This window comes from Streptococcus pantholopis (assembly GCF_001642085.1).
In the GTDB taxonomy this organism is placed as follows: domain Bacteria; phylum Bacillota; class Bacilli; order Lactobacillales; family Streptococcaceae; genus Streptococcus; species Streptococcus pantholopis.
On record NZ_CP014699.1, the window covers coordinates 985,459 to 999,991 of the forward strand.

Annotated in this window: 13 protein-coding genes; 5 read left to right on the top strand and 8 right to left on the bottom strand. The window is 40.6% G+C overall.

From position 1 onward, the window contains the following. Positions 1-12: 12 nt before the first annotated feature. The 3 genes from A0O21_RS04595 to A0O21_RS04605 all read left to right on the top strand — a co-directional run bounded on the left by A0O21_RS04595 (position 13) and on the right by A0O21_RS04605 (position 2,797). Entirely contained in the window at positions 13-795 is a 783-nt protein-coding gene (locus tag A0O21_RS04595) for a PTS mannose/fructose/sorbose/N-acetylgalactosamine transporter subunit IIC (protein ID WP_067062008.1), read from the top strand. Next, positions 782-1,603, top strand: coding sequence for a PTS system mannose/fructose/sorbose family transporter subunit IID (locus A0O21_RS04600; RefSeq protein WP_067062011.1), 822 nt, complete (start codon positions 782-784; stop codon positions 1,601-1,603). Before A0O21_RS04595 ends, A0O21_RS04600 begins: the two co-directional genes overlap by 14 nt. A 198-nt stretch (positions 1,604-1,801) precedes the next feature. After that, the gene (locus A0O21_RS04605; RefSeq protein ID WP_067062014.1) at positions 1,802-2,797 is read left to right on the top strand and encodes a LacI family DNA-binding transcriptional regulator; all 996 of its coding nucleotides are present in this window, start codon (positions 1,802-1,804) and stop codon (positions 2,795-2,797) included. Between the two features lie 116 nt (positions 2,798-2,913). Here A0O21_RS04605 and A0O21_RS04610 read toward each other — a convergent pair whose 3' ends face one another. The 5 genes from A0O21_RS04610 to A0O21_RS04630 form a co-directional block, all read right to left on the bottom strand. Further along, the gene (locus tag A0O21_RS04610; RefSeq protein WP_067062017.1) at positions 2,914-3,648 is read right to left on the bottom strand and encodes a DUF3307 domain-containing protein; all 735 of its coding nucleotides are present in this window, start codon (positions 3,646-3,648) and stop codon (positions 2,914-2,916) included. Next, positions 3,641-4,318, bottom strand: coding sequence for a SatD family protein (locus tag A0O21_RS04615; RefSeq protein ID WP_067062019.1), 678 nt, complete (start codon positions 4,316-4,318; stop codon positions 3,641-3,643). The genes A0O21_RS04610 and A0O21_RS04615 overlap by 8 nt, the downstream gene beginning before the upstream one ends. 48 nt (positions 4,319-4,366) lie before the next feature. Continuing rightward, complete coding sequence (locus tag A0O21_RS04620) at positions 4,367-6,160, bottom strand: hypothetical protein (protein ID WP_067062023.1); 1,794 nt, start codon at positions 6,158-6,160, stop codon at positions 4,367-4,369. Between the two features lie 64 nt (positions 6,161-6,224). Next, positions 6,225-7,796: a signal recognition particle protein gene (gene ffh, locus A0O21_RS04625; RefSeq protein ID WP_067062026.1), complete on the bottom strand. Its 1,572-nt coding sequence runs from the start codon at positions 7,794-7,796 to the stop codon at positions 6,225-6,227. Between the two features lie 48 nt (positions 7,797-7,844). Then, positions 7,845-8,177 (bottom strand): putative DNA-binding protein, encoded by a 333-nt coding sequence (locus A0O21_RS04630; RefSeq protein WP_067062029.1) that lies wholly within the window; start codon positions 8,175-8,177, stop codon positions 7,845-7,847. A 156-nt stretch (positions 8,178-8,333) separates the two neighbouring features. On the opposite strand from A0O21_RS04630, the gene A0O21_RS04635 reads away from it, so the two are divergent. Then, a complete protein-coding gene (locus A0O21_RS04635; protein WP_067062031.1) occupies positions 8,334-9,101 on the top strand; it encodes an alpha/beta hydrolase in 768 nt (255 codons plus the stop codon). On the opposite strand, the gene A0O21_RS04640 is transcribed toward A0O21_RS04635, so the two are convergent. Both A0O21_RS04640 and A0O21_RS04645 read right to left on the bottom strand, forming a co-directional pair. Further along, positions 9,098-9,796: a GntR family transcriptional regulator gene (locus A0O21_RS04640; protein ID WP_067062034.1), complete on the bottom strand. Its 699-nt coding sequence runs from the start codon at positions 9,794-9,796 to the stop codon at positions 9,098-9,100. The genes A0O21_RS04635 and A0O21_RS04640 overlap by 4 nt on opposite strands. 127 nt (positions 9,797-9,923) lie before the next feature. Beyond that, complete coding sequence (locus A0O21_RS04645; RefSeq protein WP_067062037.1) at positions 9,924-11,387, bottom strand: hypothetical protein; 1,464 nt, start codon at positions 11,385-11,387, stop codon at positions 9,924-9,926. Positions 11,388-11,597: 210 nt separating this feature from the next. On the opposite strand from A0O21_RS04645, the gene guaA reads away from it, so the two are divergent. Continuing rightward, on the top strand, positions 11,598-13,163 hold the full coding sequence (gene guaA / locus A0O21_RS04650; protein ID WP_067062038.1) for a glutamine-hydrolyzing GMP synthase: 1,566 nt from the start codon (positions 11,598-11,600) through the stop codon (positions 13,161-13,163). A 67-nt stretch (positions 13,164-13,230) separates the two neighbouring features. Here the strand turns inward: guaA and A0O21_RS04655 are convergent, their stop codons facing one another. Further along, positions 13,231-14,490 (bottom strand): NRAMP family divalent metal transporter, encoded by a 1,260-nt coding sequence (locus A0O21_RS04655; RefSeq protein WP_067062041.1) that lies wholly within the window; start codon positions 14,488-14,490, stop codon positions 13,231-13,233. Positions 14,491-14,533: the final 43 nt, after the last annotated feature.

The following is a 14,533-nucleotide window of genomic DNA, read 5'->3' on the forward strand; positions in this document are numbered from 1 at the left end:
GAGACTTGATATATGGATATCAATATTTTACAGGCAGTTTTAATCGGCCTTTGGACTGCCTTTTGTTTTAGTGGAATGTTATTAGGTATTTACACTAATCGCTGCATTATTCTCTCTTTTGGTGTCGGTATTATTTTAGGGGATCTCCCAACAGCGCTTAGTATGGGAGCGATTTCTGAATTAGCTTATATGGGATTTGGTGTCGGCGCTGGAGGAACAGTTCCTCCTAATCCCATTGGGCCGGGGATCTTCGGTACTTTAATGGCTATAACCAGCGCCGGTAAAGTTTCTCCTGAAGCTGCTTTAGCTTTGTCAACCCCCATTGCGGTTGCTATTCAATTTCTTCAAACCTTTACTTACACTGCCTTTTCAGGTGCCCCTGAAACAGCTAAAAGACATTTACAAAAAGGAAAAATTAAAGGTTTTAAGCTTGCAGTTAATGGAACAGTCTGGGCTTTTGCTGTTATCGGATTAGGACTCGGTTTGCTGGGTGCTTTGTCAATGGATACTTTATTGCATCTTGTGGACTATATTCCATCGGTTTTACTAAACGGTTTAACAGTTGCTGGTAAAATGCTGCCTGCTATTGGTTTTGCGATGATTTTATCTATAATGGCAAAGAAAGAACTTATTCCTTTTGTACTGATTGGTTATGTATGCGCAGCCTACCTTCAAATTCCGACAATCGGTATTGCTATTATCGGAATTATTTTTGCCTTAAACGAATTTTACAACAAACCGAAACATGCTGAAGAAACAAACGTACAAGGAGACCAACAAGATGACTGGATCTAATAAATTAACAAAAACTGACTATCTAAAGACCTCCCTCAGAGCTTTCTTTTTACAAAATGGCTTTAATTACAGCAATTATCAAGGAACAGGTTATGCAAATGTTATCTACCCTGCCTTAAAAAAACACTTTGGCAGCGATAAAGAACAGCTCTATAAATCTTTAGAAAATAATTGTGAGTTTTACAATACAAATCCACATTTTCTGCCCTTTATTACCAGCTTGCATCTGGTTATGCTAGAGAATAACCGTTCAGAGGAAGAGACAAGAAATATAAAAATGGCTTTAATGGGGCCTTTGGCAGGTATCGGAGATTCTCTTTCACAATTTTGTTTAGCACCGCTTTTTTCAACCATTGCTGCTTCATTAGCTAGCGATGGATTAGTTTTAGGTCCAATCTTCTTCTTTTTGGCTATGAATATTATCCTTACAGCTATTAAAATAGCTTCAGGTCTTTACGGTTATAAAGTTGGTACAAATTTTATCGATAAACTGAGTGAGCAGATGGCAGTTATCTCAAGAATGGCCAATATTGTCGGTGTAACCGTTATCGCCGGTCTGGCAGCAACCTCTGTAGAAATGTCTGTCCCAATCACATTTGCAGCTGGTGAAGTTGATACAGCGGACACTGCTCAAAAATTTGTAACAATTCAAGGAATGCTTGATAAAATTGCTCCGGCACTTCTGCCTGCACTCTTTACATTATTGATGTACTATTTGATTAAAAATAAAAAGTGGACGACCTATAAGCTTGTTATCCTGACTGTCGTTATTGGTGTCCTTAGCAGCTGGCTGGGAATTTTAGCTTAAAACATATTTAGAGAGCTTGTTAAAAATTTAGAGATTCTATAAATGATTGATAGAGTCTCTTTTTAGTGATTATGAAAGACTTAAAACCATCACCATTACTAAGTAAAAAATTTGCCAACAAGTTCAAACTTTAAAAGAATATTCTGTTTCTGTGCTATAATAATTATGAGAATTACTATTTCAAAGGAGTGTTACGCCATGCAGCGTAAAGTAACCATCAAAGATATTGCTGAATTAGCTCAAACATCAAAAACAACCGTTTCTTTTTATTTGAACAAAAGATTTGATAAGATGTCCGAAGAGACTCAAAAAAGAATCAGAGAAGCGATTGAATTAACGCATTATAAACCGAGCATTGCTGCTCGAAGTCTCAATGCTAAAACGACTAAGTTAATTGGTGTTGTGATTGGTGATATTACCAATAGCTTTTCTAATCAGATTGTTAAAGGAATTGACAGTAAAGCTCAAGAGTTCGGCTATCAAATTATCATTGGAAACAGCAATTACGATCCTTCACGTGAAGATGAATTGATTGAAAAAATGCTTAATATAGGGATTGATGGCTTTATTATGCAGCCCACTTCTAATTTTCGAAAATATTCTCATATTGTTGATGTCAAAAAAAAACATGTCGTCTTCTTTGACAGCCGACTCTATGAACACAGAACCAGCTGGGTGAAAACTAATAATTATGAAGCGGTCTATGATACAATCCAGCAATGTATCAATAAAGGATACGAAAATTTTGTCATGATTACAGGCAATCCTAAGTTGCTTAGCACCCGAATTGAGCGTGCCTCTGGTTTTATTGATGTTTTGGAAGCTAATCATTTAAACTATCAGCAAATGATTATTGACGAAAAACAGACAAGTTCTTCTGATATTTCTCGATTTCTTCAGGAAAATTTAAAAGAGAAAAGTATGGTTTTTGTCCCTAACTGCTGGGCACTTCCAAAAGTATTTACAGCTATGAAGTCTTTAAACATCGAAATCCCTCAAACTGGTTTAGTTGGTTTTGATAATATGGAATGGACACAGTTTTCCTCCCCTACTATTTCAACTATCATTCAGCCAGCCTACAAAGAGGGGGAACAGGCAACCAAAATTTTGATTGATGAAATTGAAGGGATTAACAAAGAAGCAAAACAGCAAACTTTCGACTGCCGAGTTAATTGGCAAGAATCGACTTATTAGAATGCTGTATTATCCGGATTTTGGCAGCATTGACATTAGATATGAGATTTTATAATAAAAAAACACTTTTTACATAATTAAGGTTATGTAAAAAGTGTTTTTTTGCCTGCTCATTTTTACAGATAATACAATAAAGCGTAAGAAGCTAAAACGCTGATGATGCTGAATAAGGAGCCGATTAAGTAGTATTCAGCAAATGCCTGACTTTTTGAAATCTTATCATAGCGTGCGATGGACTTGGCAGTAAAGACTAGGCCGATTGAAGCGTACTGCCCGCTGATAAGGAAAAAGGCCATGGTTATTCTTTCAAGCAATCCGATAAGCGCTCCTGCTCCTGCCACTGTTTGCTGCTCATCATGATCTCCCGTCTGGTATTTGCTGAAAAAGAGCTTAAAGACAATATTAACTGGTTTTGTTATCAGGACAAAAAAGAAAAGCAGGCGCAGCCCTCCATTGATATCAAAAAGCCAGGATGGGGTTTGCAAAGGGATTAAGCTGTAGGCAGCTCCTATGAAAGAATAGTGCAACAGCTGGTCAATGACAAAGGCGCTCTTATGCCAATTTTTATCGGCGATTTTGGCATTAAGGTAAGATTTGCCGCTGTCAATAATACAGTGGCTTATAAAAACAAGAAATAAAAATAAGCAAGCTGAAGGAATAAGGCAAAAAGCTAGAATTAAAGGGGCAGCTACAATGAGAAGATGCCGAATAAGAAAGGTTTTATCACTTGCTTTTTTGTCAGCCATTTCCTGACTTTGCCATTGAAAATCGGCCAAAAAATGTGCGATTAAAACCAAAGTTAAGAGAGGGTTATCGTATAAATAAGCTGAAAAAGATACATTTTCAAGCATGGTTATCCTCCTTGTTTTGAACAGTGTTTAGTATCACTGCTGCAGCTGCATTACGGCTGCGCAGATAGTGCTTTAAGCCGCTGGCTTTAAGCCGTTTGGTGAAACCGCTAGGTTTGATTCCTAATGTTTCTGCTATTTTTTGATGTTCAAACTGTTCCTGATAAATACCCTTAGCCAGCAAGGTTCTCAAAATAGCAGCTTGATTGGCGGTCCATTTGGATTTGATAAAATCTCCGGATGACAGTAAACTGTTGACTGTACTTTGGACCAGCGGGCTGTCACAGTGCAGCGCGATATGGCTGGTTCCATAATCATTTTTATCGTGAATACTATCAATAGCTGCTCTGGCCAGCCAAAAAGCTGGGCCGTCTGATCCAATACTTTGCTCTTTATTGATGGGTGTTGACATTCTGCCGATTCCCAGTCCGAAACGGACTTCAACAGGATCTAATGCTGCCGTAATTTCATCTATCAGCTGAAAAATACTATGGCAGGGCGTCAGCAAAGCCTGAAACTCATCGCCGGTTGTTACTGTAAACGGCGAGACAATAACAGAATGGTATTTTCGGTTAATTTTTTTCATAAGATTCAGTAGCTGTTCTTGAACCTCTTCACGTTTTTCCAGTTTTTTGGAATCAATTAAATCACCGATAACTGCTGTATAAATCATAACTCACTCCTTTTGTCTATTATAACAGACAAAAATAAAAATGTCTATTTAAACAGACATTTTTGAAAAAACATTCTCTTTTAGCCCGGAAATGAAGGCCTGCTGCTTCTGCCAGCCAGTCAATCGAAGATTAATGCCTTGGCTATTGATAATAACATAGGTCAGAATGGCTATCAAAGATAAAACAGAGGAAAGGAATGCAGTTTTGGCCAAAGGTGTATAGGCATAGGTCACTGTTATGCTGTGTTCTCCAGGCGGAATAGCGACCATAGCTGAGCCGCTTATTTCGTTTAAGGATGTTGGAATGACGTCACCATCAAGTTTGGCTATCTGTCCTTTGTAATGATATAGCGGTAAATCAATAAACTGTGCTTCTGCTGTAGGATTATCTATTGTGAAACTGCAGTAGCGGCTTGTAAATTTGGATCGGCTTTCCAGCTGAATTGTTGAATTGCTGATAAAGATGCGATGATGAACTTTGCTGTCCATATCGTAGATTTCTCTTTCGGTATTTTCGGAATGATTAGCATAATCCATCATCATAACCGAATTGGTCAGTTTTTTCAAACTATTGCGCTTAGAAAGCTCTCCAACCGGATTAGCAGGATAGCGGTTGGCTCCTTCAAAAACTTTGAGGCTGGCACTGTTATGGATCAAGATAAGCCCAAGCAGTAAAATAAGGTAAGCGCGATGATTTTTAAAATGGCTTTTTCCCAGCAGTTTGGCGGCTAAAAATAATACGAACAGTGTGATGTAAGCATTTAAACGCCACATAAACTGGATTGTTTCACCGAGGGCTGGGAAGCGCACTAAAGGTGTTTCTAAAATGATTAAGGAGACAGCAAGACCGAGCAGATAGACATCTTCCCTTTGAAGTTTTCTAATGAAAACACCAATCAGGAGTAAACCTAGTAAAACAGATAGACCAAAGGTATGCTGGTAGAGATTGTTAGAAAAAGCAAAAGAAATGATTTCCTTTAATGTTTTAACATCAAAATGTCCCACCAGCTGATTGGGTACATTTAAAGAGTGATAATTCAGCTGTTCCAGCATCGAGAAAAATTGGAAACTCCCTAAAGCTAAAGAAGCCAGTCCTGCTATTCCCAGATAGATCGTCCGAATGATAGGTTTATCCGTAAACCAGATGATTGTTATGTAAATAAGGGCGATTAGAACCGAGGTCATAACAAAGGATAAAATATGGCTGTAAATAAGTAAGGCCATGCCAAAGCTTAAATAATACCATTTTTCATAATTCCCCTTAAGAATGAGGTAAAGACCGCAAAAAACAAGAGGCAAAAATGTCATAGCAATGAGTTCTCCGACCGCAAACCGGATGAGGAGGTTAACTAAGCGGTAGGAAGCAAAGGTATAGAACAAGGCAAAAAGGTGAGACGACTGGCGTGAGGCAAGAATTCTAAAGGAAGAAAAATAGGCGATAAGATAGGTTAAACTGGTTAAAATATAAAAATAAATAATCCAAGCAGTATAAAAATCATGAAAGACAGCATACAGCAGATAATAAGGATAATAAGTCAGATAAGGGTAAAAGAAGTTGATTCCCAGACCTACCTTATAAAAAGACTGAAAACTGACCGGGCTCTGCCAAATCGTTGCAAGCCCGCGGGCTCTGTCAATGTGGAAATGCAGATCATCGCCGTATAGCCCACCGTTGCTTCCATGGATTAGCGGGTATAAATAAACAAAGGCTACTAAAAGGGAAACAATAATGACTTGTGCATAATGAGGCAGAGCAGTAAAACGTTTTTTGATGATATGGCAAAAGTTTTTAACCGCCAGTATAGTCGTCTTTAAGGTGGTAAGGGATGAAAAGGTGTTCATTTCAGAGCAGCTCACTTCTACTTAGATTTAAGAGTATATTTATTTTGACAGAACTTAGCAGCTATTATTTTTTGCGGCGTTTTTTCTTAGCCTTTTTAATTTTATTAGCTTGGCGTTTCATAGCCTGTTTCATGGCGAAAGAACCGACTTTCCCCTTAAGGCCACCTCCCATCATTTGGCTGAAATCCATATTCCCGCCTAAAGCAGACAGGTCAGGCATATCGGAGGAACTTCCCTGTCCCATCATTCCCTGGAGGGCGGACATATCCATACCATTGGCTTGATTTGGCATATTATTAGGATTTATTCCCATATTCTTCATCATTTTATCCATGTCACCGGACATGACTCCCTGCATCATTTGTTTAGCCTGATTAAAATCTTTGATAAATTTATTGACCTCAACAAAACTGTTACCGGATCCGGCAGCAATCCGGCGGCGGCGGCTGGGATTTAAAAGTTCCGGATTTTCTCTTTCTTGTGGGGTCATTGATGATACGATTGCACGTTTCCTAGCAATCTGCTGCTCATCGACTTTGACATTGGCTAAAGCTGGGTTGCTGGCTACGCCTGGCAGCATTTTGAGCAGATCTTCCATGGGTCCCATATTCTGAACTTGGTCCAGCTGATCGATGAAATCATTGAAATCAAAGGTGTTTTCGCGCATTTTTTCAGCCAGTTCTAATGATTTCTGTTCATCGTATTCCTGACTGGCTTTCTCAATGAGGGTAAGGAGGTCTCCCATCCCTAAAATTCTGCTGGCCATACGGTCTGGATGGAAGGTTTCAATATCCGTAATTTTTTCACCGGTACCGGTAAATTTAATCGGCTGGCCGGTAATTTCACGCACAGAGAGTGCAGCCCCTCCTCGAGTATCTCCGTCAATTTTAGTCAGAATAACACCGGTGATATCCAGCTGCTTATTGAATTCATCAGCGACATTGGCTGCTTCCTGACCGATCATGCTGTCTACAACGAGCAAAATCTCATTAGGATGGGCTAATGCTTTGACATCGCGGAGTTCTTCCATCAGCTTTTCATCGATTTGAAGCCGGCCGGCTGTATCAATTAAAACATAATCATTGTGATTTTCTCTAGCTTGAGCCAGACCTTGGCTGACAATCTCTACCGCTGACTGTTTTGTCCCCATATCAAAAACAGGGACATCTATCTGAGCACCGATTGTTTTTAGCTGATCAATGGCTGCAGGTCGGTAAATATCAGCAGCAATCAATAGGGGGCGGGCATTTTCTTCTTTAACGAGCTTGTTGGCTAATTTCCCAGCAAAGGTTGTTTTACCGGCACCCTGAAGCCCTGCCATCATGATAACAGTCGGAATTTTAGGGGCTTTTTGAATAGCCGATGTTTCAGAACCGAGAATTGCAGTCAGTTCTTCGTTAACAATTTTGACAATTTGCTGCGTCGGATCAAGGGTATCAATGATTTCATGACCTACTGCCCGTTCGCGCACACGCTTAATAAATGTTTTAACTACAGGAAGAGCAACATCGGCTTCAAGCAGAGCCAGACGGATTTCTTTGGTAACCTCCTGTACTTCTTTTTCTGATAATTTTTTCTTTCCGCGAATATTTTTAAAAACATTCTGCAGACGTTCTGTCAAACTTTCAAAAGCCATTTTTTTCTTCTCCTTGTCTCACTGACGGTTTTGTTCTTAGATCGTATCTTATGATTGGTTGTCAATACTTGATAGAATGGAAATTTTTTCTTGAAGAAAGGCATCATCAGGATACCTTTCCTGTATTTCGGTAAAAATTTCGTCACGTACAATATAATCAGAGTACATATGCAGCTTCATCTCATAATCCTCCAGAATTTTTTCTGTACGCTTGATATTATCATAAACTGCCTGTCGGCTGACCTTAAATTCTTCTGCAATTTCAGCTAAACTGTAGTCATCAGCATAGTAAAGTTCGATATAGTGCATTTGTTTATCGGTCAGCAGGGCCGCATAAAATTCAAAAAGAGCGTTCATACGATTCGTTTTTTCAATTTCCATAAGGCCTATTATACCAAAAAAGCAGCTGTTTTAACAGTCTATTTCCCAGACTGCTGAGCAAAGCTGCAATTTTTCAAAAATAGCGTTTATTTGTAAAAAGCACATCTTTTTCGATATAATAGTACAAGAAACTCAATGTGAGAGGTTAACTCTTTTATGATTCAATACCATGATATGCTGTTTACAGAAGTTGGAAAAAATCGCCGCCTTCACGTGTATTTACCGGATGACTATTATGAAAGCGGCGAATCTTATCCGGTTATGTATTTTTTTGATGGCCACAATCTCTTTTTTGACCAAGCAGCTACTTACGGGAAATCCTGGGGAATGTACAGCTTTATGCAATCTTTTGAAAAGCCCATGATTATTGTTGGGTTGGAATGCGGGCATGAAGGCAATGAGCGCTTATCCGAATATTCCCCTTATGATATAAAATCACCTTATTTCGGCCAGTTTAAGGGACTCGGCTATCAGACCATGCAGTGGATTGTAGAGGAAGTCAAGCCCTTTATTGACGCTACTTATTCGACCTATCCCTTTCGTGAGGCTACAGCTATTGGCGGTTCCTCAATGGGCGGCCTGATGGCTTTGTATGCTGCTGGTCAGTATAACCATATCTTTTCCAAAGCCGCTTGTGTCTCATCGGCTATTCAGCTCTGCCTGCCTCAGATTACAAAGGATTTGTCTCAATCAGCCATTGACAGCAACACGCGTATTTTTCTCTCCTGGGGGACTGAAGAAAGTTCTCAGGATTCCGACAACAGCTGGCAGACTGCTACGGCAAAGGCTAATAAACAAGCGGCCCGTTATTTTGAAAACAGCCAGGCCGCTGTTACTCTTTACTGTCAGGAGGGAGGCCGGCATTCTGAAGTGGATTGGGAGAAGCAGGTGCCACTTTTTATGGACTTTCTTTGGCTGCACTAATTATTTTCCAGATAAAATTCAAAACGGTCGCCAACATACTCACTGCGCACAAACTCAAACGGTGTACCGTCAGTGAAATAAGAAACCTGAGTTAGAGCTAAGATGGCATGACCTTTTAAAATACTAAGATAATTGGCTACTCGCTCATTGGCTGTTTTAGCATAGATTGTCTGTTGGCTTTTTCCGATTTCATGACCATGATCCTGCAAAGTCTGAAAAAAATGTTCTGTTACTGCTGTACGTTCGAAATGCCGGATCAGCTTTTCCGGAATAGCGGCTACTTCAAAAACAAGCGGCACTTTGTCTGCAAAACGGACACGCTCCATGCGAATGACGTATTCTGATGGTTTCAGCTGAAGCTGCTGAATTTCGGTTTCTGTAGCTAATTGCTTTTGATAGGAAATCAGTTTGCTTGAGGGAATCTTGCCTTGGGAGCGGACAATTTCAGTAAAACTGGTTGTCCCCCTCATTTTTTCCTGAACACGGTGACTGGCAATATAGGTGCCGCTTCCAACCCGACGTTCCAGAAGCCCCTCATCAACAAGGAGTGTAATAGCCTGCCGCAGTGTCATTCGGCTTACCTGAAAATGATCTGCCAGATCCCGTTCGCTGGGCAAGCGTTCCCCGATTTTCCAAACACCGCGGTCAATATCTTTTTTGATTGCATCGTGAATTTTTATATAAGCCGGAATCATCATCTACCTCGCTCGAAATAGTATAACTCATTTTACCATATTTTCTCTCTAAGAGTTCTTTTGGGGATTATGGGAAAAGGAGTTTAAGCCGTATAAAAAGTCTGGAACACAGCGTCCAGACTTTTTTTTAATTTATCGTATTTCCTGAAACAACTTCATTGGAATCCTCCGAAAAATGGACAGGACTGAAATTCCTTTCCGTTTGACTTTCTTTATAACGATTAACAATACTGGAAGTAAAAGTATTATAGGTTACTGAAATATAACCTGTATCTGATGAATGCTGACCGATTGTTGCACTGTAAGCAATAATATTGCCGTTTTCATCTGTATAGGGAAGAAACGAATTGTTAGTGACAGTAATATTGTGGCAGTACTGCTTAATCTGATTGTAGGTGCCATAATTAGGATCGATATTCTGAATAAGTCCGGCGTCCCAAGTTCCCCTGTTGTCTGCGGCATCGAATTGAATCGCTTCAGCGTAGTAATCATGAGAATCAGCTCCCTCTGGGATGCTGGTGACACTAGTCAGTTCAGGAGCATAGCCGACAAAGCGGTTGCTGGCAAAGACAGAGTTTTGCAGTCCGCCCAAATCAAAGACATGGCTTCCTTTTTTATGTACCATAGTAAAGGTATTGTTGTATATATTCCAATTATCGCCATGGTCTGCCATAATCATAAAATGAGCCCCTGCCGAAAGGTTGCTGGCACTGACCTCAATTCTGGTCATTGTGAAGTTTCGGACGCCATCAGAAGCTCCTGTACCGGTGGCAAAACCGAACCAATATGCTGTTCCTTCTACCTTTAACCGTGTGCTGTTCCCCCTGAGGGTTGTATCTGAAGCTAAAGTGATATAGTCTTCTGTAGGGTTGTCGCTGCCGATTAAAAATTCTCCTTTAGGCAAATTAAGTACAGTTCCGGGATTTTCTGCAGCAAAGGCAAAAGCCTCGCGCAGGATATCATTGTTTTGTGCAGCAGTATTAGCGGCATCCAAGGGAACCTGATAGACATCGCTTAAAGCTGACTCAGGGATATTGCTGAATGTTTCCCCGTTATCTAAAGAAATATCGTACTTATAGCCGCCTTCTGCATTGGAATAATTTGGTGCAACATTATCAATTGTGGCAGCCTGGCCTCGATAAGCTGCTAAATCCTGACCGTCCAGATCGCTTTGAGCATCTCTGGCAATTTGAACAAGATTACCCTTGGCATAATAGGGATCGGCTACTTCTACTAGGTTTTTTTCATCAACGTCTTCGATTTTTGAACCGTCTTTGAAATTGACCTGATAAGTATAAGTGACGTTTTTTTCGTCATCTTCTTTAGAATGTATTTTTTTTATGCTGCCTATCCAATTGTGGTAATGAGCTAAATCTTGACCTTTGCTTGTCTTATCAGCGGTTGAAGAAATCTGGATCTCCTGTCCCTGCTGGAAAACAGCCTGATTTCTTTCTTTGAAAAACATAATATACAGCACCGAGAAACTTCCGGTTGCTGCAAATAAAAGCAAAATCGACATCAAGAAAACCCCTAGGGCAATTAACTCACGCTTTCGAAAGAGTCCCTTCTTTTTTCGCCGTCTTCTGTCCATACTCACCCCAATATTTTAGTACTACAGTATTTTATTTTATCATATTGCGCGATTTTTGCCAAAAGGATTAGTCAAAAAAATTGCAGATTCTGTCTGCTGCTGATTCTAAAAAGGCAAAAGCTGTTGAATCCTAATGCCAAACCCAATATTTTATGCTACAATAGAGAAGATCCTGTCAGCTGTGACTGATATGAAAAAGAAAGGGAAACAATGACTGATAATTCGAGTTTACTCAGTGAAGTTGAGAAAATTATTGTACTTGATTACGGCAGCCAGTATAACCAGCTAATTGCCCGGCGTATTCGTGAGTTAGGTGTTTTTTCTGAATTAAAAAGCCATAAAATCACTGCTGACGAGGTGCGGGCGCTTAATCCGATCGGAATAGTCCTTTCCGGCGGACCAAATTCTGTTTATGCTGACGATGCTTTTGATATTGATCCGGCTATCTTGGAATTAGGTATTCCTATTTTAGGAATTTGTTACGGTATGCAGCTTTTAACTGAAAAACTTGGAGGGAAAGTTGTTCCGGCAGATTTGACAGGCAGCAGGGAGTATGGCCAGTCACAATTACGTTTGATGGATGAATCCCTTCTGTTTTCAGATACGCCGCAGGAGCAAACAGTACTGATGAGCCATGGTGATGCAGTTACAAAACTCCCGCAGGGGTTTCATTTAGTCGGTGAATCAAACGACTGCCCTTATGCTGCTATTGAAAATCCCGATAAACAGATCTACGGTATCCAATTCCATCCGGAAGTTCGCCATTCTGAATACGGTCAAACGATTTTGAAAAATTTTGCTCTGAATATCTGTCAGGCAAAAGCAAACTGGTCTATGACCAATTTTATTGATATGGAAATTGCCCGGATTCGTGAACAAGTCGGCAGCCAAAAAGTTTTGCTGGGACTTTCGGGCGGGGTGGATTCATCAGTCGTTGGCGTGCTTCTGCAAAAAGCAATCGGTGACCAGCTGACTTGCATTTTTGTTGATCACGGCCTTCTTCGTAAAGATGAAGGCGACCAAGTCATGTCTATGCTAGGCGGCAGGTTCGGTCTCAATATTATTCGGGTGAATGCTGCTGATCGTTTCTTAAATCTTTTGGCAGGCATTTCCGATCCTGAACAAAAACGAAAGATTATCGGCAATGAGTTTGTCTATGTTTTTGATGATGAAGCCAGTAAGCTTAAAGATGTCCGTTTCTTAGCGCAGGGAACTCTCTACACTGATGTCATCGAATCAGGAACCGATACAGCTCAAACCATAAAATCTCATCACAATGTCGGCGGCCTGCCAGAAGATATGCAGTTCGACTTAATCGAGCCCCTCAATACTCTTTTCAAAGATGAGGTGCGTGCCCTCGGTACGGCCCTTGGCATGCCCGATGATATTGTCTGGAGACAGCCATTCCCAGGACCTGGCTTAGCTATTCGAATTATTGGTGAAGTGACCGAGACAAAACTGGAAACGGTTCGGGAATCAGATGCAATCCTGCGGGAAGAAATTGCTGCAGCAGGCTTGGACCGTGAAGTCTGGCAGTATTTTACAGTCAATACCGGTGTTCAGTCCGTTGGTGTAATGGGAGACAGCCGCACCTATGATTATACTGTCGCTATCCGGGCCATTACATCTGTCGATGGCATGACGGCTGACTTTGCTAAAATCCCTTGGGAGATTTTGCAGAAAATTTCTGTCCGTATTGTCAATGAGGTCAGCCATGTTAACCGTGTTGTTTACGACATTACCAGCAAACCGCCGGCAACTGTCGAGTGGGAATAAAAACATTTTGCATATAAAACGTACCCCTGTCGCATGCGAGAGGGGTATATTTGATTTTACCTTGCCACTAAACTTTACCAGTAGCAATGGCGTAAAGGAAGAAAAGGGCAAAACCGAAAAGATAAATCAGACCGGCAATAGACAGGGCTTTAAGCCAGCCTTTAACTTCATGTTCGGTATTATTTACAAGTGAATAGTTCAAATAAGCAAAGATTGGTGTTGTTAAGAAGGATGCAATCATAGCAAACCGCAGCATGGTAGCTACATTACCAGCAAATAAGTAAACGATTATAATACCAATAACTGCCGTTAAGGTCATCCAAACATAGAGCGACTTTTGTGAAGCTTCCTTTTTATTTAAGAGCAAGCGAAGCGATTCATTATTGGCACGTGAGTAACCGTCAATAACAGTAATGACAGTACCGAAAATACATAGAAAAGCAATAAAGGTAATCAAGAACCGCGACCAGTCACCAAGGACAGAGGCATACATATTGACAAACTGGGCAATATATTCTGCACTGGCACTTTTTACTTCTTCTCCCGATCCAAACTGAATAAGAGCTCCTAATGCTAGAAAAATAAAGGCCAAAACAGCTGTTCCGATATAACCGATATTAAAGTCGAAAATACCGTCCAAATAGGACATTTTAACCGTTTTGCGCTTTTCTGCAGACCACATCGAATTGATGGCTGAAATTTCAATCGGTGCTGGCATCCAGCCCATCAGAGAAACGATAAAGGGCAGGGCAGCCATTTGCCAAGGAGACGGTGCTACAAAGCCCGGTGCGTATTCACGGTGTCTGAACAAAGCTATGACAACTGCCAGAACTGTTGCAATAGTCAAAGCAGTCATTACCCATTTGGCTAGTCGATCCAGAAATTGGTAACCGCCGATTAAGAGCATGCTCCAGATAATCACAATGATAGCAGTTGTCAGCTGTGCAATCGATAGGCCAAAGCCATCGGGAAAGATATTAAAGAGGATAGCTGCTGCTAAAATCCCTACCGCTGCAGTATTGACAAGAGCTGAGAAAATGTTCATGACAAAGAAAACCCAAAGGTAAATCTTGCCTTTTTCTTTATAGCCTTCTATCAAACTTTTGTCGTTCTGTAAAGTATACTGACTGCCGAAACGGAAAAAAGGATACTTAAACAGATTAATTAAGAGAATGATGATAGCCAGCTGCCAGCCATAGATAGCCCCAGCCTGTGTTGAAGACACAATATGTGAACCGCCGACAGCTGCAGAAGCCAGCAGAATTCCCGGCCCTACAGCTTGAAATTTGCTTTTCCAGGTTGAATGTTCTTCAGTGTGTTCGGTCATAAAAAACTCCTTAAATTGAAATATAGAATGCTAAAAGTCCGAA